Below are 21,671 nucleotides of genomic sequence, written 5' to 3'. Positions count from 1 at the left end.
TGTCTCAGCCGACCCCTCCAATATCCCCGTGCAGCCATCTCGTATACAGGCCACTAGCCTCATCCCATGATGCGGCGGCAACGGGAGCCTGCTGCCGAGACACTCCGACTCGGTCAAGACCGTCTGCGGCTCAGGTCTTGGGCCGGTGATGCTAGGACCGGCCTCCTCATCCTGCTGGCACCGGGAGCAGCGGTATCTGACTCCATGACGTCGGCGGCCATTGAAGCGGCAACTGGCCGCGGCTACAACCGGCTGCGGACATCGGCGCTGTCGGGGATCGAATCAGAGCCGTTCATACGGGCCGGTTTCGAGCCCTGCCAAGTGCTCGCCCTGCTATCCCGGCCCATTGCCAACGGACTCCCCAGCGCGAACAGCAGCGTCGCCATTCGAAGGGCTCGCCGCCGCGACCAATCCTCGGTTCTGGCCGTGGACCACGCCGCCTTCGAGCTCTTTTGGCATCTCGACCAAGCCGGACTTCACGACGCCCTACGGGCCACCCCATTTCGGCACTTTCGAGTTGCCCGCCACGAAGCCGATACTGAACTCGCTGGATATGCCATCTCGGGGCGCAGTGGCCCGGCCGGCTATCTCCAACGGCTGGCCATCTCTCCCTGCCAACAGGGCCAGGGCGTCGGCGCCGCCCTTGTGGTCGACGGGCTGAGATGGATGGCCCGCTGGGGAGCTACCCAAGCCTGGGTCAACACCCCTCAGCACAACACCGGGGCGCTGAGACTCTATGAGAGGTTGGGTTTCGAACAAGTCCCTCCCGGCCTGCAAGTTCTGGAGTTGGACCTTGGACAGTGAGTCCCGTCCGAGACACTCGGAATGCCGACGGCCGGTCGCCAAGGCATTGGGCCTGGTTGTGGGCCTGATCATATTGGCCTCCCCCGCCTTTTTGCCTGCCAACGCAGCAGCTCAGGAAGAGGACACGCCCATAGAGGCACCCACACCCGCCTTCGAGCTGGCCAGCCAAAGCATGTGGGTCGCCGATGAGGACGTGTTTCGAGTCTCCCTCCGACTACTCGATGCTCCAGACGAATCCACCGTGGACATCAACATCGGCCTGCCCATCCGGTCTCGCTCCGCTCTTTTGGATCGGCTGGCTGAGCCCTCCACCGGATTGGGCCATCAGCAGATAGTCCGATTGCCGATCCCTCCGCCCGATGCCAACGGGATCACTCCGCTGCAAATCGCCACCACCGGCAGCCAGGACCCCGAAAGCGACACACCGGACCAACCAAGGCTCAATCTCTCCGCCGAAGGGGTGTACCCGGTAAGCCTCGTTCTCCGGGATTCCGAGGGCTCGAGATTGGGCACGATTCACACCTTCCTGGTCCGCACCCCTCCGCCTGATCCCGATCAACCTCCCCTGTTGGTGAGCACCGTGCTCTCGGTGAGTGGACCCCCTGCGGTCAGCCCCGAGGGCAACGTGGATCTGGAAACCACCTTCCGAAGCCTGCAAACGCTGGCCGATGTGTTCGATCCCCGCATTCGCCCTCAACCCCTAGCCGCAGTTTCAGTTGACCCCCATCTGGTTGACGCTCTGGCCATCGGCGAGCAGCCCGAGCACACCATGCTTCTGGCCCGACTCCAACAGGCCACCATCAACCGCCAGATCACGAGCAACACCTATGTTCCCTTGGACAGCGACGCGTGGATCGACCAAGACCTCAGCCTCGAGATCGGTTGGCAGATCGAGGCGGGAGCCGCGGTACTAGACGGATTTCTTGGCTCTCAGACCGACCGCACCACAATGGTGTTGACCACCTCGGCCTCCCCAGAATTGCTCCAACGGCTCCAGCGGGAGCGAGTGGAACTGGTGCTGGTTTCCGATGCGCTGCTCGATCCAGCCAACGAGTTGGTCAGCACTTCGGCCAAGACTTCATTCTTGCTACCCGCATTCGACGAGCCGATGGAGGCGGTCGCCATCGACAACACGGTCACGGCTCACTTCACCCGGAGCGACAGCACTGACACCGCTCCCTATCTGGTGTTGGCCGACTTGGCTGTCCGCTGGTTTGAAGACCCCCAACAGCTCCGGGGGATCGTGATGGCCCCACCTCTGGATTCTCTACCTGACTCGACTGGGCTTGGCATATTGCTGGACGAGATCAGCGCAAGTCCGATCCTCTCCTCCGTGGACCCTGCCGCGATTGTCGAGAGCCTTGAGCCCCAAGTACTCCGTCGAGTGCGCCCGGCCGAGGAGAACGGTTTCGGGGAGGACTACAAGGCCGCTTTGAGCGATGGCCAGCGTATCGCCCGCTCATATCAGAACATGGTGGACCCCATCGCCACCGTGGACACTCCCGAACGGCAGTTGATCGAAACCCTGGACCGAGCTCTGCTGCTCTCCGGTGCCTACGGCCTGACCGAGACCCAGCGAGACGCCTACTTGGCGGTGGTGGCCCAGACCGTGCGGGACACCGTGGCCGCCATTCAACCCCCCATTCGCCAGAGGATCACCCTGACCAGCCGGTCGGAGAGCATCCCGATGCTCATTCGCAACAGCCTCGACCACGACGTGGTCGTGCAACTGGACCTCAAAAGCGACAAGCTGGACTTCCCCGACGGGGATTCCTTGATTTGGCGGCTGTCTCCCGGAGTCAACCAGGTCCAAGTGCCGGTCCAGGCCAAGACATCGGGAGACGCCGTGCTGGAGATCAAGATCAACTCTCCCACAGGGTTGTTGGCCTTGGGCGAATCCCAGCTGACAGTGAGGGCAACGTCGCTTTCAGGCACCGGGGTGGGGATTGCCGCGGCCGCGCTGGCCATCTTGATGCTCTGGTGGGCTCGGAACTGGTGGGCTCGACATCGCTCCAAATCCGTGCCGCAAAAAAGTAGTGTCGCGCTATGACCGTTCGAATAGTGACCGACAGTTCCTGCGACCTCAGCGCCGCTGACATCGAGCGCCACCAAATCACCGTGGTCCCGCTCACCATCCGGTTTGGCGAAGAGGAGTTCACCGACGGCGTAGGTCTGTCGGCTGAGAACTTCTACGAGAAGATGTCAGCCAGCGGCGAATTGCCGTCCACCGCCGCCCCCGCTCCGGGTGCGTTCGAGGCCGCGTTCCGAGGCTTGGCCGGCGAAGGCGCCGAGGCAGTGGTATGCGTCAACCTGTCATTCGCCCTGTCGGCCACCGGGGAGTCGGCCCAGGCCGCGGCCCGAGCTACCGAGGGCGAGGTGGATGTCCGGGTGGTGGACTCCGGCAAAGTGTCGGTGGGCCTAGGGGTCATGGTGAAGGCGGCCGCAGCCGCAGCCGCAGCCGGACACAGCGCCGATGAGATCGAGGCCCAACTCGCCCAGCTGAAGGAGCGGGTCTTCATCTATGCCGTGCTGGACACCCTGGAAAACCTCAAAAAGGGCGGCCGCATCGGCACTGCACAGGCCCTTTTGGGCAGCGCTTTGTCTATAAAGCCCTGCCTGGACCTCACTTCCGGTGTTGTGGAAGAGGCGGGCAAGCAGCGAACCCGGGGCAAGGCCCGGAACTGGCTTGCGGGGCAGGTGGCTGAAGCCGGGGAGTTGGAGCATTTGGCCATCGCCCACGGCGCGGCCGACGACATTGACTCATTCGTGGCCAGCTTGGGCGAATCCCCTGCTCAAAACCCCCTTACGGTCGCCCTCATCGGGCCGGTTGTGGGCACCCATGCCGGCCCCGGAGTCATCGCCGCCGCCATGGTGCCCACCGCCTAAGTACGTCTTGGCCCGTAGAAAACGCCGTCGGTAACCTTCGGGCCGTGTCGGAGTTCCTCCGCGACTACCTCCTAGTCGTCTTATTCCTCGTGCTGGCGGGCGCGTTGGTCTTCGGGATGCTGGGACTCGGGAGCCTGCTACGACCCACCCGTTCACAGCCTCAGAAGTACATCACCTACGAGAGTGGCGTCGACCCGGTGGGACTGGGTTGGTCGCAGAGCAACATCCGCTATTACGTATTCGCCCTCCTGTTTGTGATGTTTGACGTGGAGGCGGTGTTCATTTTCCCCTGGGCCACCCGACTGGAGGCCTACGGGACTTTCGGATTGGTCGAGATGGCCATATTCATTTTCATCCTTGCGCTGGGTTTGGTGTACGCCTGGCGAAAGGGTGTCCTTCGGTGGATCTGAGGTAGGCAGTGGGACTGGTCGCCAGCGGCAAAGCTCCAAAACCCCTGACCAAGCTGCTTAATCTCGGCCGGAAATACTCCATCTGGATGTATCAATGGGGCTTGGCCTGCTGCGCCATCGAGATGGGCGCAGTGATCGGCTCGCCCCGCTATGACGTCATGCGTCTCGGGGTGATCCCGTTTCCCGCCAGCCCCCGCCAGGCCGACTTGGTGGTGATATCGGGGACAGTCACCGACAAGATGGTGCCTTCGATTTTGCGCCTCTACCAGCAGATGCCCGACCCGAAGTACGTCATTTCCATGGGCTCCTGCGCCAATTGCGGAGGCCCGTACTGGGACTCCTACTCGGTGACCAAGGGTGTCGACCAGATCATCCCTGTGGATGTCTATGTGCCCGGCTGTCCACCCCGGCCCGAGGCCCTGCTGGAAGGCATCGTGCTGCTGCAAGAGCGCATCATGAACGAGGACCCGGCAATGCGGTGGCGAGGTGACCCAATTGTCGTCGACTGACACCGACACCAGCGCCGAGGCCGAGCCGCAGCCCGACGAGCGCCGGGAGGCGTGGGCGGCTCGGCTGGCCGACGCCCTAGGCGACGGCTACGCCGAGCATCACATCATCGGCGGCAGCGACTTGTGGGTGCGGGTGGCCCGGGAATCGTGGACCGACGCGGCCACCGCGGCGCGTGACCAGTTGGGCTGCCAATTCTTCGACTGGCTCTCGGCGATCGACTGGCTTCCCTCTCCCTTCGGGCGGGACATGGATGCCCAAGAGGACAACCCCGAGACCAAAGCAGCCGATCCCATGGAGCAGGGCCATGCCGGCGGCGAGACCCGGTTCCAAATGGTGATGCGCCTCTATTCCATCACCGACCACCTGGGCATCACCATCAAGGCCGACCTCCCCGACGACGATCTGAGCATCGACACACTGATCGGGGTATACCCCGGGGCCGATTGGCACGAGCGCGAGGCCTGGGAGATGTTCGGGATCCATTTCAACAGCCACCCCGACCTCCGCAACATCTACCTGCCCGGCGAGTTTGAGGGGAACCCCCTCCGCAAGGACTTCCCCCTGCTGGCCCGGCGGGTGAAGCCATGGCCCGGCATCGTGGACGTGGAGTTGTTCCCCGGCGAGGAGGGCCCGTGACCGCGGTCGGCGCCGACCAGCGCCAGCAGATGGCCTACGTGGCCACCCAGGCAGCCGACGCCCGCCTGAACGTGGAGATCGAGACCGAGGGCATGACCCTCAACATCGGACCCCAGCACCCCGCCACCCACGGAACGCTTCGACTGGTCGCCCGTCTCGACGGGGAGCAGGTGGTGGAGGCCGAGCCGATCATGGGCTACATGCACCGGGGCTACGAGAAGCTGGCCGAGGTTCGCACCTACCCCCAGGTCACCACGCTTATCAACCGCATCGACTGGCTGGGGAGCTTCGCCAACGAGGTGCCCTTCATCCTGGCGGCCGAGAAGCTCATGGAGGTCGAGGCGCCGCCCCGAGCCCAGTGGATCCGCACCGCACTGTTCGAGCTGAGCAGGATCGCCAACATCACCCTGTTTTTGGGCGATATGGCCGTGCAGCTCGGCGCCCTCACCCCGGTGTTCATGGCCTTCCGCGACCGGGAGTTCGTGCTCAACCAGATCGAAGCGGCCACCGGCGGGCGATTCCACCCCAACTTCGACCGCATCGGAGGCCTCAAAGACGACCTGCCTCAGGGCTGGATCGACGACACCAAGCAGGTAATGGAGAAGATTCGCGATTTCTGCGACGAGTTCGAGGAACTGGTGCTGGGCAATGAGATCTTCCAGGCCCGCAGCCGGGGAATCGGCATTGTGCCTCCCGCGGTGGGCTTGGCCTACGGGCTCTCGGGGGCCAACATCCGGGCCAGCGGGGTGGATTGGGATCTGCGCCGCGACGGCCATGAGGCCCTGGCCTACGACCAGGTGGACTGGAGGGTGTGGACCCATCCCGACGGCGACTCGTTCGCCCGCTATTGGGTGAGGCTCCAGGAGACCCGAGAAGCCACCCACATCGTGGATCAGCTACTGGACGGGCTTCCCTCGGGGCCGATCATGGCCAAGGTACCCCGCATCATCAAAGTCCCCGCGGGCGAGGCCTACGCCGCCACCGAGAACCCGCTGGGCGAGATGGGTTACTACATCGTGAGCAAGGGCGACCTAGTGCCGTTCCGAGTCAAGATCCGTTCGGCCAGCTTCTCCAACATCTCCATCACGCCGTGGCTGCTAAAGGGCGTGTACGTGCCCGACATCATCACGATCCTGGCCAGCCTGTACTTCATCCTGGGAGACATCGACCGGTGACCGCGGCCTCCGTCATGTCGAGCCTGCTGGCCGTGGAGGTGCCCTACTGGGCGTCGTCCATCATCAAGCTGGGCGTCGTCGCCCTCGTCGTCCCCACCGCTGCGCTGATACTGGGCTATGTGTTCTTGATGAAGATGATGAGCTTTATGCAGAGCCGGCTGGGACCCATGGAAGCCGGCCCCTACGGCACCCTGCAACTGCTGGCCGACGGGCTGAAGTTCATCCAGAAAGAGGACATCTTCCCGGAGAAGGCCGACCGGACGGTGTTCGCACTGGCCCCGCTGGTGGTTCTGATCTCCACCTTCTTGATATTCGTGGTCATCCCCACTGGACCCGACGCGGTGGTGGCCCAGTTGGACGTGGGCATCTTCTACGCCTTGGCGGTGTCGTCGCTGTCGGTGGTGGGAATCTTGATGGCCGGTTGGGCATCGGCCAACAAGTACGCCCTAATGGGGGGCTTGCGAGCCGCCGGCCAGCTCATCGCCTACGAGCTGCCGCTGGTGCTGGCAGTGATGGGCGTTGTCATCCAGGCCGGCACATTGGATCTACAAAAGATCGTCGCCGCCCAAGCCAACGGAGAGATCTTCGGCTGGGGGGGCATCGGCAACCCGTTCATCCTCACCCAGTTTGTGGGCTTCTTCATCTTCTTGGTGGCGGTCCAGGCCGAGACCACCCAGCCGCCCTTCGATATGCCGGTGGCCGAGTCCGAGATCGTGGGCGGGTACCAGGTTGAGTACACCGGTTTCCGATTTCTGTTCTTCTTCATGGGCGAATTCGGCACCGCCTTCGCCTTCGGCGCGCTGGCCTCTGTGTTGTTCCTCGGCGGCTGGGCGCTCCCGTGGGGCGACATCACCCACTGGGGCTTCAACATCGCCGGGCCGGTCATCATGCTGGTGAAGATCATGGCCGTCTCCGCCCTGATCTTCTGGTTCCGCTTCACCTATCCGCGGCTGAGAGAGGACCAGCTTCAGCGCCTCGCGTGGAAATTCCTTATTCCGTTGTCACTGGTCAACATCGTTGTCACCGGTGTTTTCAAGGTTGTCTTGTAGGAGCTTGCCATGGCACTGGTACCAGGATTGATCACCGGACTCAAGGTCACTGCTCGCACCATGTTCCGCACCCTGTTCGGCGACGGCCCACCGGTGGTCCCCGCCCCCTCCAAGCACTCCCACACCGTGCAGTACCCCCACGTCAAAGAGATGCCCACCGACCGGGCCCGAGGGGTGATCGCCCTCCACGAGGAGAATTGCACCGCCTGCATGCTCTGCGCTCGTGAGTGCCCCGACTGGTGCATCTACATCGAGGGCCACAAGTACCTGGCCCCGCCCCGCCGGGAGGGGGGCAAGCCCCGCCAGAAGAACGCGCTCGACCGCTTCGACATCGACTACGCCCTGTGCATGTACTGCGGCATCTGCGTGGAGGTCTGCCCGTTCGAAGCGCTGTTCTGGAGCCCCGAGTACGAGTATTCCGAACCCCGAATCGCCGACTTGCTCCACGACAAGGAGCGTCTCAGCGAGTGGATGGATACCGTTCCCGACTTCGAGCCCTACGAGGCCGGATCCGAGCAGAAGGTGCTGAAGGTTCCCCGGTGATCGCCGAGCACGTCGCCTTCGGGATCATCGCCGCGGTGATGGTGGCCTCCGCCCTGCGGGTGGTGACCACCCGCGACATCGTCCACGCCGCCCTCTACTTGGTGATCGTGCTGGCCGGTGTCGCCGCTCTGTTCCTATTGGTTGGCGCCGAGTTCACCGGCATCACCCAGGTGCTCATCTACATCGGCGCGGTGATCGTGCTGTTCTTGTTCGGCATCATGCTCACCCGGTCTGACTTCGACCAAGACACCGAAACCGACCACAAGCGCAAGTTCCCCGCCATATTGACCGCCCTCCTGCTGCTGGCCGTGATGATCGGCGCGCTGGTGGACCGCTTCGAAGATGTGAAGCTGGATGCCAATCTGCCCGGCGGCCTATCCCCGCAGACCACCGCGCAGGTCTCCGACGAGCTGTTCTCCCAGTACATCGTGCCCTTCGAAGCGGTATCGGTGCTGCTGTTGGCCGCCCTCATCGGCGCCATCGTGATCGCCCGCCGAGAGGAGGGCGGCTGATGTCGACGAATTGGTGCCCGCTCTCATGGGGAGCTGATCGCTGATGCTCTTGAATGAGATGCTCCTTCTGGGCGCGGTGCTGTTCTGCATCGGGGTCTACGGCGTGCTGGCCCGCCGCAACGGCGTGCTGGTGCTCATGTCCATCGAGCTCATCCTCAACGCGGTGAACATCAACCTGATCGCCTTCGGGGCGTTCCACGACACGGTCATGGGTCAAATATTTGCCTTGTTCGTAATCACCGTGGCCGCCGCCGAAGTGGGAATCGGCCTGGCCATCGTGCTGCTGCTGTACCGGAACCGTCGATCCATCGACTTGGACCAAGTCGATCTCATGAAGGGGTGATCGACCGGTGCTGAGCGCGAACATCGCCGCCGCCGAAACTGCGGGCAAGGCCGTCGCCGCTTCGGGATGGTTCCTGGAGAACGCCTGGCTGATCTGGCTGTTCCCCGCAGTCTCGTTCCTGCTGATCTTGCTGTTCGGCAAGCGGTTCCCCCGAGGGGGCTCAGAGATCGGCATTGCCGCGGTGGGCGCCTCCTTCGTGTTCGGGCTGATCACCGCCATCCAGTGGATCAGCGAGGTAGAGGGGGCTGGCGGAAACGGATCTGAGGGCGAATACGCGCTGGGAGCAGGGGGGCTGGCCGCAGCGGAGGGTGAGGTCTCCGGCGGGGTGAGTGCGCTCACCCGGTCGATCACCTGGCTCACCAACGGGGCCGAGGCCATCGGGGCGGGCATCATGATCGACGGCTTGGCCGTGATGATGATCTTCGTGGTCACCGTGGTGTCGCTGCTGGTACACATTTACTCCACCGACTACGTGGCCGGCGACCGCCGCTACACCCACTTCTTCGCTTTCTTGAGCCTGTTCACCGCGTCGATGCTTTTCTTCGTCACCGCCTCCACCACCATCCAGATGCTGGTGGGCTGGGAGCTGGTCGGCGTGTGCTCGTTCGTGCTCATCGGCCACTGGTGGGAGGAGAAGGACAACTCCGACGCCGCCCTCAAGGCCTTCTTCACCAACCGGGTGGGCGACATGGGCATCATCATCGGGGTGTCGATTCTGTTCTTCGGCGCGGGCACCTTCGACGTGATCGGGGTGAACGAGGCCGCCCTCAACGACACCATGAGCCACACGGTCACCCTGGCCGCCGCCCTGTGTTTGACCGCTGCGGTCATGTCCAAATCGGGGCAGTTCTTCCTCCACACCTGGCTGCCCGACGCCATGGCCGGACCCACCCCGGTATCGGCCCTCATCCACGCCGCCACCATGGTGGTGGCCGGCATCTTCATGGTGGCCCGGCTCTACGGCGTGTTCTTTGAGGGCTACGCCATCGGCGACTCCAGCATCAACACACTGGCCCTGATCGGCGGGCTGACCACGCTGGTGGGCGCCACCCTGGCCTTCGTTCAGAACGACATCAAACGGGTGCTGGCCTACTCCACCGTCTCCCAGCTGGGCTACATGGTGATGGCATTAGGCGTGGGAGCGTGGACGGCGGCCCTGTTCCACCTGTTCACCCACGCCTTCTTCAAGGCCTGCCTGTTCTTGGGCTCGGGCTCGGTCAGCCACGCCGTGCACTCCTTCGACATGAAGAAGGACATGGGCGGGCTGCGCAAGGCCATGCCCCACACCTATCGAACGTTCATGATCGGCACGGTGGCCCTGGCTGGTTTGCCCATCCTGTCGGGGTTCTGGTCGAAGGACGAGATCCTGGTGGGCACTGGCGGGTGGGGCCTGTTCGGCGGCACCGGGGGCAACGGTGCCTACACCGTGATGCTGGCCATGGGCATGATCACCGCCGCGCTCACCGGGGCCTACATGACCCGGGTGGTGTACCTCACCTTCTTCGGCGAGTTCCGGGGCCATGGCACCCCCCACGAGTCCGGTCCCCGGATCACCGTGCCGCTGTGGATCTTGGGCGGTTTGGCGGTGGTGGCCGGGTTCATCAATCTCCCGGCCGGGTTCCAGTTGGTTCCCGCGTCGTGGGAGGAGAAGTTCCTCCAGTGGGTGGAGCCCGCCGTGGGGGTGAGCTACTTCCCGTCCATCGCCCACGCCACCCCGTCGTGGACGCTGGCCATCGTGTCGGTGATCGTGGCCCTGATCGGCATCGGTGCGGCCTACTACTACTATTTCGTCCGGGTTCGGGCGGTGAGTCCGACCGCCACCGAACTGCCCGACGGACCCACTTCGAGATCGGCCGTGGCCCGTCTCGGCCATCGGATCCTGGTCAACAAGTACTACCTCGACTGGCTGTACACCACGGTGATCGTCGGCTTCGTCAAAGGGCCTTTGGCCAAGGCGGCGTACTGGACCAACCAGAACGTGATCGACCGGGTGGTCAACGAGGCCGGCACCCGCTCGGTGCAGGCCGGGAACATCGTCTACCACAAGGTGGACCAACTGGTGGTGGACGGCATCGTCAACGCCACCGGCAAAATCTCCGACAGCTCGGGGGAGGAGCTGCGCCGCATCCAAACCGGCAAGGTGCAGCAGTACGCCGCCATCATGTTCGCCGCCGCCACCATCCTGGCCGGGATCTTCATCATCGTCATCTAGGGAGCACACGTACACATGGGTGAAATATCGATTCCACCGACGCCTAAGCGGTGGCTGAGAGGGAGCACACGTACACATGGGTGAGTTTCTCAACGACTGGGGGCTCAGTATCCCGACGTTCCTGCCGATCATCGGCGCGGCCGTCATGCTGCTCATCCCCAAAGACCGAGAGCATCTGCACAAGCTGATCGCCTTGGCCACCACCATGGCGGTGGCCGTCTTCGGCCTGCTGCTGCTGATCCAGTTCATCGACAACGATGACTACGGGAAGCTCAACTTCGTGGTGGACAAGGGCTGGATCGACGTCATCGACTCCCGCTACATCATGGGCGTCGACGGCATCTCCCTGCCGCTGATGCTGCTGACCATGCTGATCGTGCCCCTGTGCGTGATCTACTCCTGGAACCACTTCCCCGAGCCGCACAACCCCAAGGCATTCCTGATGCTGCTGCTCATCCTGGAAACCGGAATGATCGGCACCTTCGCCGCCCAAGACCTGATCCTGTTCTTCGTGTTCTTCGAGGTCGTGCTGCTGCCTATGTACTTCATGATCGGGGTGTGGGGCGGCGAGAACCGGCGCTACGCCGCCATCAAATTCTTCCTCTTCACCCTGTTCGGCTCGGCGCTGATGCTGGTGAGCTTCCTAGCCCTGTACTTCTTGGCCGATCCAGTGATGGTGGCCGACGAACTGACCCGCACCTTTGATATGCAAAAGCTGCCCGAGGCGGCTGCCGGCATCGCCAAGTCGTCTCAAGTCTGGGTGTTCGGCGGCATGTTCCTGGGGTTCGGGATCAAGGTGCCCATGTTCCCGTTCCACACCTGGCTGCCCGACGCCCACACCGAGGCCCCCACGGTGGGCTCGGTGATCCTGGCCGCGGTGCTGTTGAAGCTGGGCACCTACGGATTCGTCCGCATCGCCATCCCCATCCTGCCTGAGGGGGCCGTCGAATGGGCCCCGTTCATCGGGCTGCTGGCGGTGATCGGCATCATTTACGGCGCCTTGGGCTGTCTGGCCCAGCGCGACCTGAAACGTCTGGTGGCATTCTCATCGGTGGCCCATATGGGCTTCGTGATGCTGGGCATTGCCACCCTCACCGAGTTCGGCATCAACGCCGCGGTGTTCGGCATGGTGGCCCACGGACTCATCACCGGGATGCTGTTCTTCTTGGCTGGCTCGGTGAAGGAGCGCTACCACACACTGGACATGTCCCGACTGGGAGGGCTGCTGGTACAAGCCCCTCGCATGGGCTGGATTCTCGGATTCTGCGCCATGGCCTCGCTTGGCTTACCCGGTCTGGCCGGGTTCTGGGGCGAGTTCCCTGCCATCTTGGCCTCCTACAACCCCGCCGAGGTACTGGCCGAGGAGACGTTCCGGTCGTACATGGTCATCGCCGCGCTGGGCACGGTGCTGGCCGCCGGCTACCTGCTGTGGATGCTTCAGAAGACGGCCTTCGGCACTCCCCGTGAAGAGTTCGCCAACGACCCCCACGTCCGCGACGCCACCGTCTCCGAGTACCTGGCCTGGGCCCCGATGCTCATCCTGATCTTGGTGCTGGGGGTCTATCCCCATCTCCTATTCGGAGCCACCGACCCCGCGGTGATCGAGTCAATTCGCAACTGTCCAGGTCTGAGCGAAGGCCAGACCTGCTTCGACGCCGCGGCTGGGAAGTAGTCCTCACTGATGCTCTCATCCCTGCCTTCGATCGTCGGTTTCGTCCGACCGGACATCGACTGGCACGCCGTCGCGCCCGAACTCACCCTGCTGGGGGTAGGCGCGGTGGTCACCCTGCTCGACATCGTGTTGTTGGAGCGAGGCCGGGCCTACACCTCGGCACTGGCGGGCATTGGGCTGCTGGTGGCGCTGATTCCTATCGTGACCTTGGCTGCGGCCGGCGACACCCGGGAGATGTTCGGCGGCGCCTTCGTGGTGGACGATTTCGCCCTCATCTTGAAGGCCATGTTCATCGTGGTCGCCTACATCGTGGTGCTGTTGTCCACCAACTACATCGCCGAGGGCGACTACTGGGAGAATGAGTACTACGGCCTGCTCCTGGCGTCGGTCATGGGCATGGTGCTGATGGCCTCAGCTCGGGACTTGGTGACCATCTTCGTGGCCTTGGAACTGCTGTCCATCCCCGCCTATCTGATGGCCGCGTGGCGCAAGGCCGACCCCAGGAGCAACGAGGCCGGGCTCAAGTACTACCTGATGGGGGTGTTCGCCTCGGCCATCATGCTGTACGGCATGTCGCTGCTGTTTGGGCTGGCCGGCGACACCCGTTTGGCCGCGATCTCAACCGCGGTGGCCGAAGAAGGCTCCAATCCGGTGGTGATCCTGGGCATCATCTTCGTGATCGTCGGCTTCGCCTTCAAGGTGTCGGGCTTCCCCTTCCACACCTGGGCCCCCGACACCTACGAGGGCGCGCCCACCCCGGTGACGGCCTTCTTGGCCGTGGCCTCCAAGGCGGCCGGGTTCGTGGCTCTCATGCAATTGGTGCATGTCGGCTTCCCCGACGCCCAAGACGTCTATCAGCCGCTGTTGTGGATCCTGGCAGTGGGCTCTATGACCGCCGGCAACCTCATTGCCCTGCGCCAGGAAAACATCGTGCGCCTCATGGCCTACTCCGGGGTGTCGCAGGCCGGCTTCATGCTCGCCCCTCTGGCGGTAGCCGGTGACATCGGCGAAGAGGCCCTCTCCGCGGTGATCACCTACGTGCTGATTTACGCGGCTATGAACTTGGGGGCCTTCGCGGTGATCATCGCCGTGGCCCGCCGCACCGCCTCCGGCGAAATCCGCTCCTACGCCGGACTGTTCAAATACGCCCCCGGCATGACCATCCTCATGTCGGTGTTCATGTTCTCCCTGGCCGGCATTCCCCCGTTGGGCGGCTGGTTCGCCAAGTTCGCGGTGTTCCGGGCCGTGGTGGAAGCCGATACCGGCTGGGGATATTCCCTGGCCGCCATCGCCGCGGTGAACTCGGTGATCGCACTCTTCTACTACGCCAAAGTGGCCCGCATGATGTGGTTCGAAGACACCCCCGAAGAAGCCGACACCACGTCTCTGCGGGTACCCCCCTCGCTGGTGGCCGCTCTCGGCCTCACTGCCGCCGCCACCCTCCTGTTCGGCATTTACCCCGCCGTCATCACCCACTTCACCGACGGCACCCTCATCGCCCTCCCCTACTGAGCGGCAGCGCTCATCGGAGCCAGACTGATTACAACCTTCCTTCAAGGACTCTGGCCTGCCCAGTCTCGCAACTCAACCGGCAGGGGTTTCCTCCGAGTGCGCGTTTACTCAGATTGCGCCACAGCATTCTGTACGTAGCTATGATTGCGATCTCCGTGCGCCTTAGCTCCAGCAGATTGGTCGGTACATGAGATTTGAGCTTAAGAAGACCCTACGGGGAAGATCGGACGAAGAATTGCTTCAGTTGATTTGTGATTGTGCAGAGAAGTTAGGACAAGAAACAGTAACAATCGAGTAATACAATGAACATGGCATCGGACACGCGAGCACGGCAATTAGACGATTTGGTTCATGGACAGTTGCCCTGGAAAGAGCAGGACTCCCGCCGACACGTTCAAAACTCAATATCCCTGAACACGATCTTTTCCAGAATCTCCTTGAACTGTGGCTACACCTCAGACGATAGCCAACGTATAGTGACATTGACGGTCCGAAATCGCAGTACAGCGCCAAGACCTATGCAAATCGCTTTAGTTCATGGACTAAGGCACTTGAGAGCTTTGTTGAGTGGGCAAAAGGTGCAACTTGGGTAAGGGAAACGCTTTCGAGGTGTAGTCTCCTATTCCCTGGCTAATTACGCGCGTTGAGGCAGTTGATGTCTGTTCGCTCCGACGCCCAACCGAGAATCTTTCGATCAGAAGTGACCAGGGTGAACCGAGTCACCATTGCCGACGCGGTAATCATCTGATCGGCGGGGTCGGCGTGGAAGCCTTCTTGGGGTTCCAGTGACGCGGCCAAGATAGTGATGTTCGTAGTCACCGGAACTTCTCTTACCCCCCTGTCCAAGAGTTCACGATGCCAGACTTCGGGCGCTCTTCGAAGATCGATGCGCCCGTCCCAGTGGAGCCGAGTGGCCTCCAACATGGAGATCGGCGAGAACCGCACCCTGCCTTCTCGAATCGCCTCTTCGATTGTGACCCTGGTTTCCTTACCCAACCGTGAACTGCCTTGAGACATCCACAGCAAGGCGTCGGTGTCCAAGATGATGTCCACGCTCAACCTTGTTCGTCGACTGTGGATCCGGTCAGGATCCGGTCGGGATCAGCGACCACATGCCAGTGTTCGGGAGGTATAGCCGGTTGCGTCAGATCTCGGTCAAGGACCATGTCATCAGCCCATCCAATTGCGCTCCCCCGAGGCTGTTCGACAAACGGGACGACGGCAGCCACTGGCCGTCCATGCTTGGTGACAACCAGTGTGTTGCCGGTAGCCATCACAACATCGAGAAGCTTCAGGCACTTGTCACGGAATTGAGCCGCGGGAACTGTCCACTCTGGAGCACCCATGAAACACTCCTATCAAAAATGTACAGAAAATTCTAGCGTTTTTTTGCGCTCCCCTCAAGAAACCATCGAAATTCAGGGGCAACTTGGTGGATTAGCGGTGTAATGATCTGTACATGGCCCAAATGGGCGTAGATAGCGACGAGGCGGTCAGCCCTAGCGAAATCCAGCGAAACCAGCAACATACAAAGCGAGGAGCAGCCAATTTGGCTCCGAACATAGTGGCTGACGAACCATTCACAGTGGAAGAGGCCCTTCAGATGCAGGGAACCGGTTGGGAGGGCGACCTCGACGAGATGCGTACCTCGCCGGTCCAGGGTCCTTGTAGCGTCTCCAGGTGACCACCACAGGAAAGGAGCGCATTCGTGCCTGAGCTGCCTGACGTGGTGGTGTATCTGGAGGCGTTGAACCGGTTTGTGGTGGGCCGGAAACTGCGCAAGATCCGGGTGGTCGGCATCAGCCTGCTCAAGTCGTTCGACCCGCCAATCAGCGCAGCCGAGGGTCGGGTCGTCGTGAGAACCCGGCGGCTGGGCAAGCGACTGGTGCTGGAAATGGACGGGCCGGACGAGCTGTACCTAGTGATCCACCTCATGGTGGCCGGACGGCTGCGATGGCGAGATCAACCCAGGGCCAAGCCGCCGGAGAAGATCGGCCTGGCTGCCTTCGACTTCGACCACGGCACCCTGCTGCTCACCGAGGTCAGCAAGCGCAAGAGGGCTTCCCGTTCAGCGCATCGTCTACGTCGACAACGAAGTCAACTACTGCCCCCAGTGCCAGACCGACGGCCGGGTGCTGGCCGACCGCTCCCTGTCCCGCCTCCTCAAGGACGACTGGCCCCGCAACATCGAAGACCTTGAGGACTGATCGGCAGCCTTCCTCTCGGCGAACTATCTTCCCGATGTCGACGAGGAGGCCGCAACATGAGTTCGTTCAGTCGAGAGTCCACCGCCGAAGGGGTCGTTGACGGACTCGACCTGTCGGGGCAGGTCTTGATGATCACCGGCACCACCAGCGGGCTGGGAGAAGAGTCAGCCCGGGTGCTGGCTGCTCGCGGGGCCCGAATAGCGATGCTGGCCCGAAACGCCCAAGCGAATCTTGAGGCCGCCGACCGCATTCGCTCATCGGTGCCTGACGCCAACCTGTCGACGCACCAATTGGATCTCTCTGATCTGTCCAGCGTGGAGAGCTTCGCCGCCGAGGCCGCTGATCATTTCGACCGCATCGACGTGCTAATGAACAACGCGGGGGTAATGTGCTGTCCGTTCGGGCGAACGGCCGACGGCTTTGAGATGCAGTTCGGCACCAACCACTTGGGCCATTTCGCCTTGACCGCTCGGCTGATGCCGCTCTTGCGCCAAGCCGAGAACCCCCGCGTTGTCACCCTCTCCTCCGGCGGCCATCGCATTTCCGACGTAGACCTCGCCGACCCCAACTTCGAGCACACCCCCTACGACCCCTGGGTGGCCTACGGCCGATCCAAGACCGCCAACATCCACTTCGCCGCCGAGTTGGCCCGGCGTTTCGGCGATGAATTGCTCTCGCTCTCGGTCCATCCCGGCGCGATCCCTACCAAGCTGGGCCGGCACATGACCAAAGAGATGATCGAGGGCATGAGGGAACGGGCGAAAGCGAGTTCGGCCTCAGGCCAAGGCCTCCAGTACAAGACCCTGGAGTCCGGCGCCGCCACCCAGGTATGGGCGGCAACGGCTGCGGAACTGGCTGACCAGAACGGCAAGTATCTGGCCGACTGCAACGTGGCGGAGCCGGGGACAGGCGAAATCGGCTACGCCCCCCACATCTACAACCCGCCCACCGAAGCTGCTCTCTGGGATCTCAGCGAGCGCCTCGTCGACTTGTCGTTCTAGCTAGTCACTAAGGCTTGCGGGGGCCGCCTCGGGTGCCGGGCCAGCGGGAGCCGCTTATGACGTCGGCCATCGGCCAAAACGCATCGGGATCCAGCGGGCCGGCGTTGGTGATCTGCCGGTCGATCATCCGGTTGGTCACCAGCTGCGCCGACAACTGCTCGACGATGGGGAAGTAGCGGGCCACGGGATCCCAGGGGCTGTCCAGCAACCGCAGCTCACCGTCGATCTCCTCAACGTGGACCTGTTCGAAGGTGGTGGCCACGTCCACGACGTGGGGTGGGAAGTCGTACTCCTTCTCCGCGCCGCCGATGGCCCGGGAGTACTTCGTCCACCACTCGTGCTCGGTGTACTCGCCAGCCTTCGGCTCCACCGCTCCGGTGACATCGCCCTCGAACTCGATGAACGTGTAGCCCTGATGGATGGTCCGGGCCTCCACCCGATTGCCCAGGCGATAGAAGCGGATGTCGCACGGATACTTGGGCTGGCCGTTGGTCTCGCCGCTGATGAAGATGGCGGCTTCCTGATCAATTCCCAAGCCCAAGCTGTACTGGCCATTCACGCCCTTCCAGCTCGCCGGAACCTTGACGCTCACGCCGTACTCTGGCTCGCCCAGCACCGGCACGCAGTACACCCCCACGGTGACGATCGGATCGCCCGCAGTGAGTCCCGGAGGAAGGATTTGCTCAATGCCGGCCGGGTCAGTCCGGTACTCCACGGTCAGCTTCGGCCAACCGGCAACCTCGCCGGGCCGGCTCATCGGGGTCTCAGTCATGGTGCCTCCAGTGCTGGATACCGCAATCCATGCGGTTCCGCTCGTCCGATGGGCACAGTGTATTGAGAACAGAAAAGCGGCGCACTGCTGAGGTTCTCCATCGAACGCATCGCCATACTGGAACGGTGGGGTTCTCAGTGACAGGCGACCGATCTCACGCGGTGAAATGACCGACTTTGCCGAGTTCATGGAACGGGCGCTGTATAACCCTGAGCACGGGTTCTACGAGTCGGGCCAGGCCGGACGGCGCGGGGGCCACTTCATCACCAGCCCCGAAGTCGGGCCGCTGTTCGGTGCCGTGGTAGGGCGAATGTTGGACCGTCGCTGGATCGAGTTGGGTCATCCCGATCCGTTCACCGTTATCGACGCCGGTGCCGGACCGGGCACGCTGGCCCGGACGGTGGCCAAGGCAGAGCCTGGCTGCACACCGGCTCTGCGATGGATCAACCTGGAGCGCAGCGCCACGGGACGGGCGACTCACACCGTGGGAGAGTCGGCCTCTGCCATGCCCGATGGGCCGATCATCGGAGTGGTCATGGCCAACGAACTTCTCGACAACCTGCCGCTGCGCCTTTTTGATTCCGAGGGAGTCGAGATTGGCGAGCATCCTCCGAGCCCGGAGACCCGGCTGACCCCCCAACAAGATCAGGCCTCTGCTTGGCTGGCCCAAGCCCTATCGATCATCGAGAAGGGGACCGTTGTAGTCATCGATTACACGAGCACCACTGAGGAGATGGCCTCCCGACCGTGGCCCGAGTGGCTGCGAACCTACAGGGGCCACGAGCGGGGCACCGACCCATGGACCGCCCCCGGCACCCAGGACATCACCTGCGAGGTGGCCTTTGATCAACTCACGGCGGTGTGTCCTCCTACCAGGGTCACCGACCAAGCCACCTGGCTCAAGGCCCACGGCATTGACGAGCTGGTGGCCGAGGGCATTGCCGCCTGGCGTTCCGGGGCCGCCAAAGGCGATCTCGCCGCGCTGGCCGGACGCAGCCGGGCCATTGAAGCTGAGGCTTTGCTGGACCCGGCCGGGCTGGGTGGATTCACCGTGGCCGAATGGGATGTACCTGTCCCGGGATGAGATAAATCAGGTCTTGGCCCGAACTGCGGCCCGAAACCCCAGCGCTACTGGGTTGGCCCCGTCGACCTCGGGGTGGATGGCCACCTGATAGCGGCCCGGTGACGGCAGCTTCATCGCCCGGAAGTCGGCCACGAAGGGCACATTGACCAGCTCTCCAGGATCATGACCCGACCCCAGTTTCACCTGGACCTCGCCGACCATCTCGGCCAGCTTCTTCCCGTCAGCGTCCTCAACCCGCACCCTGATCTTGTTGGCATTGGCGGCCTCAGCCGGCGACATCTCCAGCACCAGCGCCAGCATGACTCCGATGGGCGCGGGAAACGACTCCCGATACACCCGGGTGATGCCCGCCGAGCTCACAAACAGCAGCCCCTCCCGCACCTGGGCGAAATCGCACAATGTGGCGACTCTGATATCCATGACCGCCGATCAGCTCCCTTCCTGGAGTTGCACTAGGTGACCATATCCTGAGTGATGGTCATGAGCATGGGTTGGCTGGTGACCCGGTACTTGAACAGCAACTCGTGCGGCCCTGTGGACGATATAGCCGCCTGGCAGCGCCACCAAGACCGCGTAGCGGCTGTTCCTCGCAACCCAGGGTCTCCCGTACCTTATTCTGAACGCCTCCACCCGCATCCAAACGCCGTGCCATACTGAACACCTCCTCCGGTCGGTCACTGACTCTGGCAACCCACCATCATGGCCGATCGGCCTCGACATCCAGTCCGACTTGGCAGCATTAAAGGCTCCAATTTAGAATTATTCTTATGAATGTTTCAATATTGTCAGTGCGATTTGTTCGTATTTTGGGATTAATTCTGACAATTTCCCTCTTTAGTTCAGGAGTAGCTACTGCTCAAACTGTTGCTGATCCCTCTGAAGACAAAATGGCTGATTTTGCCGGTCCTTCTGATGAAGACAGCACAGAAGAAGATATTGACGAAGAAGATGACGAAGACAAGGCCACGGATGAGGAAGATTCAACCCAAAGTCAAGTAGCCCCAGATTCTTCGGCAGAAGATAAGGTTGGAATGGTTGGCAAACTTCTGCAAGCAGTGCCTGACTTGGAACAAGAACTTGCCATGTCATTAGCCGATTCATCTCAGGTGTCCCTTACAGCACAGAGGGATGGTGGTTTTCAAGCCTTTATGGAGTCTTCTACCAAGGACACGCTAACTCTTCCCTCCGATAGTGGTGATTTTATTGCTATGTCTAGACCTGATGGGACTAGTGTTTCAGTACAACTGCATGGTCAAGCTGTAAAATCAAAGACCGCATCTGATGTATCACTTCTATATGAAAGTGTATCCATTAGTACCCATATTATTGCACAAGCAAAGACTAACGCTACTGTTAGGATACTTGTCTTGATTGAAGCTTCAGATGCACCAACTCAATTTTATTTTCCTGTCGGACTAAACGAGGACGAAGAACTCAAGTCGTTAAAAGACGGCAGAGTAGCCGTAGTCAATAGCGATAATGTTGTGATTTCTATAATTAACAGACCTTGGGCATATGACGCTGCGGGTAACCCGATTGATTCTACTTTTCGAATTGACAATGAAACTCTTGTATTTGAGGTCAAACATGGCTCCGGAACCCAGTATCCCATAATTGCAGACCCTGACTTTAATTGGGGCATTATCTCAGGAACAATTTACTTCGACAGGTACGAAACAGAGCAAATCGCTCAGTTTGGTGTTTCAACTCTTATGGCTTACGTGGCTGTCTTTACCGCGATACCTACCATTGTCACAACATACATAGGATTGGTGGCGCTCACAATTCTAGCTTTTGCAGTGACTGCATACTATAGGAGCAACACCTGCCTCAAGATAAAAGTTGGCCTACAATGGGCTTGGACCGGATTTAACCCCTTCGTCAATCCCGGCCATTACACCTGTCGTCGCTGATTTCATGCAAGACTGTATAGTAGAATTTCTCTCGAATACATGTTCATAGTTTCTATTGCAATATTGATTGGCTCTATCTTGGTGTTTAGCTTTATTGGTGTTTCCAAGTTGAAGAAGGAGTATAAGATTGCCTCCAGATTAGGCAGGAGAGCTTTCCGTATTCTCGTAGTTGCAGTAGGAGCTTGTGCAATTGGTGGGATATTCGCGAGCTCAGAAAATCGACTTATCGGTGTCCCCTTCATTCTTGGGTCTATTGTTCTCAATGGTCTTTTGGTAATGCGATATTCTGATACCATATTTCATTGGTATAGCCATAAATCGCAAAAGGTTGTGCGATTTATGAGATGGAAACCGAGTTCAGCGACAGTTTCAGACACAGATTGACAAGAAATTATCGGCCCTGCGCGTTTTTGTGGGGTTCGGGTTGCTG

General features: G+C 61.5%; 20 protein-coding genes and 1 pseudogene. 18 read left to right on the top strand and 3 right to left on the bottom strand.

The window, feature by feature from the left end; all coding sequences use genetic code 11:
* Window positions 1–66 precede the first annotated feature (66 nt).
* The 14 genes from OXG30_07965 (at window position 67) to OXG30_07900 (ending at window position 14,264) form a co-directional block, all read left to right on the top strand.
* On the top strand, window positions 67–804 hold the full coding sequence (locus OXG30_07965; GenBank protein MCY4134832.1) for a GNAT family N-acetyltransferase: 738 nt from the start codon (window positions 67–69) through the stop codon (window positions 802–804).
* A gap of 58 nt (window positions 805–862) precedes the next feature.
* Entirely contained in the window at window positions 863–2,854 is a 1,992-nt protein-coding gene (locus OXG30_07960) for a DUF6049 family protein (GenBank protein MCY4134831.1), read from the top strand.
* Window positions 2,851–3,690, top strand: a complete 840-nt coding sequence (locus tag OXG30_07955) for a DegV family protein (protein ID MCY4134830.1) — start codon at window positions 2,851–2,853, stop codon at window positions 3,688–3,690. Before OXG30_07960 ends, OXG30_07955 begins: the two co-directional genes overlap by 4 nt.
* A gap of 44 nt (window positions 3,691–3,734) precedes the next feature.
* A complete protein-coding gene (locus OXG30_07950; protein MCY4134829.1) occupies window positions 3,735–4,100 on the top strand; it encodes an NADH-quinone oxidoreductase subunit A in 366 nt (121 codons plus the stop codon).
* A 44-nt stretch (window positions 4,101–4,144) separates the two neighbouring features.
* Entirely contained in the window at window positions 4,145–4,609 is a 465-nt protein-coding gene (gene nuoB, locus OXG30_07945) for an NADH-quinone oxidoreductase subunit NuoB (GenBank protein MCY4134828.1), read from the top strand.
* Complete coding sequence (locus OXG30_07940) at window positions 4,587–5,246, top strand: NADH-quinone oxidoreductase subunit C (protein MCY4134827.1); 660 nt, start codon at window positions 4,587–4,589, stop codon at window positions 5,244–5,246. The genes nuoB and OXG30_07940 overlap by 23 nt, the downstream gene beginning before the upstream one ends.
* A gap of 29 nt (window positions 5,247–5,275) precedes the next feature.
* The gene (locus tag OXG30_07935) at window positions 5,276–6,421 is read left to right on the top strand and encodes an NADH-quinone oxidoreductase subunit D 1 (protein ID MCY4134826.1); all 1,146 of its coding nucleotides are present in this window, start codon (window positions 5,276–5,278) and stop codon (window positions 6,419–6,421) included.
* Entirely contained in the window at window positions 6,418–7,470 is a 1,053-nt protein-coding gene (nuoH, locus tag OXG30_07930) for an NADH-quinone oxidoreductase subunit NuoH (protein ID MCY4134825.1), read from the top strand. The genes OXG30_07935 and nuoH overlap by 4 nt, the downstream gene beginning before the upstream one ends.
* Window positions 7,471–7,479: 9 nt before the next feature.
* Window positions 7,480–8,013 carry a 4Fe-4S binding protein gene (locus tag OXG30_07925; protein MCY4134824.1) on the top strand — a complete coding sequence of 178 codons (534 nt, stop codon included), beginning with the start codon at window positions 7,480–7,482 and terminating at the stop codon, window positions 8,011–8,013.
* Window positions 8,010–8,525: an NADH-quinone oxidoreductase subunit J gene (locus OXG30_07920; protein MCY4134823.1), complete on the top strand. Its 516-nt coding sequence runs from the start codon at window positions 8,010–8,012 to the stop codon at window positions 8,523–8,525. Before OXG30_07925 ends, OXG30_07920 begins: the two co-directional genes overlap by 4 nt.
* Before the next feature lie 43 nt (window positions 8,526–8,568).
* Entirely contained in the window at window positions 8,569–8,868 is a 300-nt protein-coding gene (nuoK, locus tag OXG30_07915; GenBank protein MCY4134822.1) for an NADH-quinone oxidoreductase subunit NuoK, read from the top strand.
* A gap of 7 nt (window positions 8,869–8,875) precedes the next feature.
* The gene (locus tag OXG30_07910; GenBank protein MCY4134821.1) at window positions 8,876–11,080 is read left to right on the top strand and encodes an NADH-quinone oxidoreductase subunit L; all 2,205 of its coding nucleotides are present in this window, start codon (window positions 8,876–8,878) and stop codon (window positions 11,078–11,080) included.
* Between the two features lie 76 nt (window positions 11,081–11,156).
* Window positions 11,157–12,752 (top strand): NADH-quinone oxidoreductase subunit M, encoded by a 1,596-nt coding sequence (locus tag OXG30_07905; protein MCY4134820.1) that lies wholly within the window; start codon window positions 11,157–11,159, stop codon window positions 12,750–12,752.
* Window positions 12,753–12,761: 9 nt separating this feature from the next.
* The gene (locus OXG30_07900; protein MCY4134819.1) at window positions 12,762–14,264 is read left to right on the top strand and encodes an NADH-quinone oxidoreductase subunit N; all 1,503 of its coding nucleotides are present in this window, start codon (window positions 12,762–12,764) and stop codon (window positions 14,262–14,264) included.
* A 630-nt stretch (window positions 14,265–14,894) separates the two neighbouring features.
* Here the strand turns inward: OXG30_07900 and OXG30_07895 are convergent.
* The gene (locus OXG30_07895; protein MCY4134818.1) at window positions 14,895–15,317 is read right to left on the bottom strand and encodes a type II toxin-antitoxin system VapC family toxin; all 423 of its coding nucleotides are present in this window, start codon (window positions 15,315–15,317) and stop codon (window positions 14,895–14,897) included.
* Window positions 15,318–15,972: 655 nt separating this feature from the next.
* Between OXG30_07895 and OXG30_07890 the strand changes: the two are divergent.
* Both OXG30_07890 and OXG30_07885 read left to right on the top strand, forming a co-directional pair.
* Window positions 15,973–16,471 (top strand): annotated as a pseudogene (locus OXG30_07890) (hypothetical protein).
* A gap of 56 nt (window positions 16,472–16,527) precedes the next feature.
* Entirely contained in the window at window positions 16,528–17,472 is a 945-nt protein-coding gene (locus OXG30_07885) for an SDR family NAD(P)-dependent oxidoreductase (protein MCY4134817.1), read from the top strand.
* Between the two features lie 7 nt (window positions 17,473–17,479).
* Here OXG30_07885 and OXG30_07880 read toward each other — a convergent pair whose 3' ends face one another.
* The gene (locus OXG30_07880; protein ID MCY4134816.1) at window positions 17,480–18,244 is read right to left on the bottom strand and encodes an acetoacetate decarboxylase family protein; all 765 of its coding nucleotides are present in this window, start codon (window positions 18,242–18,244) and stop codon (window positions 17,480–17,482) included.
* Window positions 18,245–18,410: 166 nt separating this feature from the next.
* Between OXG30_07880 and OXG30_07875 the strand changes: the two genes are divergently transcribed.
* Entirely contained in the window at window positions 18,411–19,328 is a 918-nt protein-coding gene (locus OXG30_07875; protein MCY4134815.1) for an SAM-dependent methyltransferase, read from the top strand.
* Between the two features lie 6 nt (window positions 19,329–19,334).
* Here the strand turns inward: OXG30_07875 and OXG30_07870 are convergent, their stop codons facing one another.
* Window positions 19,335–19,748, bottom strand: coding sequence for a hypothetical protein (locus tag OXG30_07870; GenBank protein ID MCY4134814.1), 414 nt, complete (start codon window positions 19,746–19,748; stop codon window positions 19,335–19,337).
* Between the two features lie 347 nt (window positions 19,749–20,095).
* Here OXG30_07870 and OXG30_07865 point away from each other — a divergent pair, with 347 nt between their 5' ends.
* Entirely contained in the window at window positions 20,096–21,241 is a 1,146-nt protein-coding gene (locus OXG30_07865; GenBank protein ID MCY4134813.1) for a hypothetical protein, read from the top strand.
* Window positions 21,242–21,671 lie beyond the last annotated feature (430 nt).

This window comes from bacterium (assembly GCA_026708015.1).
Taxonomy (GTDB): Bacteria; Actinomycetota; Acidimicrobiia; order Acidimicrobiales; family Bin134; genus Poriferisocius.
The sequence above is the reverse complement of the archived record's forward strand: the minus strand, read 5'-3'. Positions and strand labels throughout refer to the sequence as shown.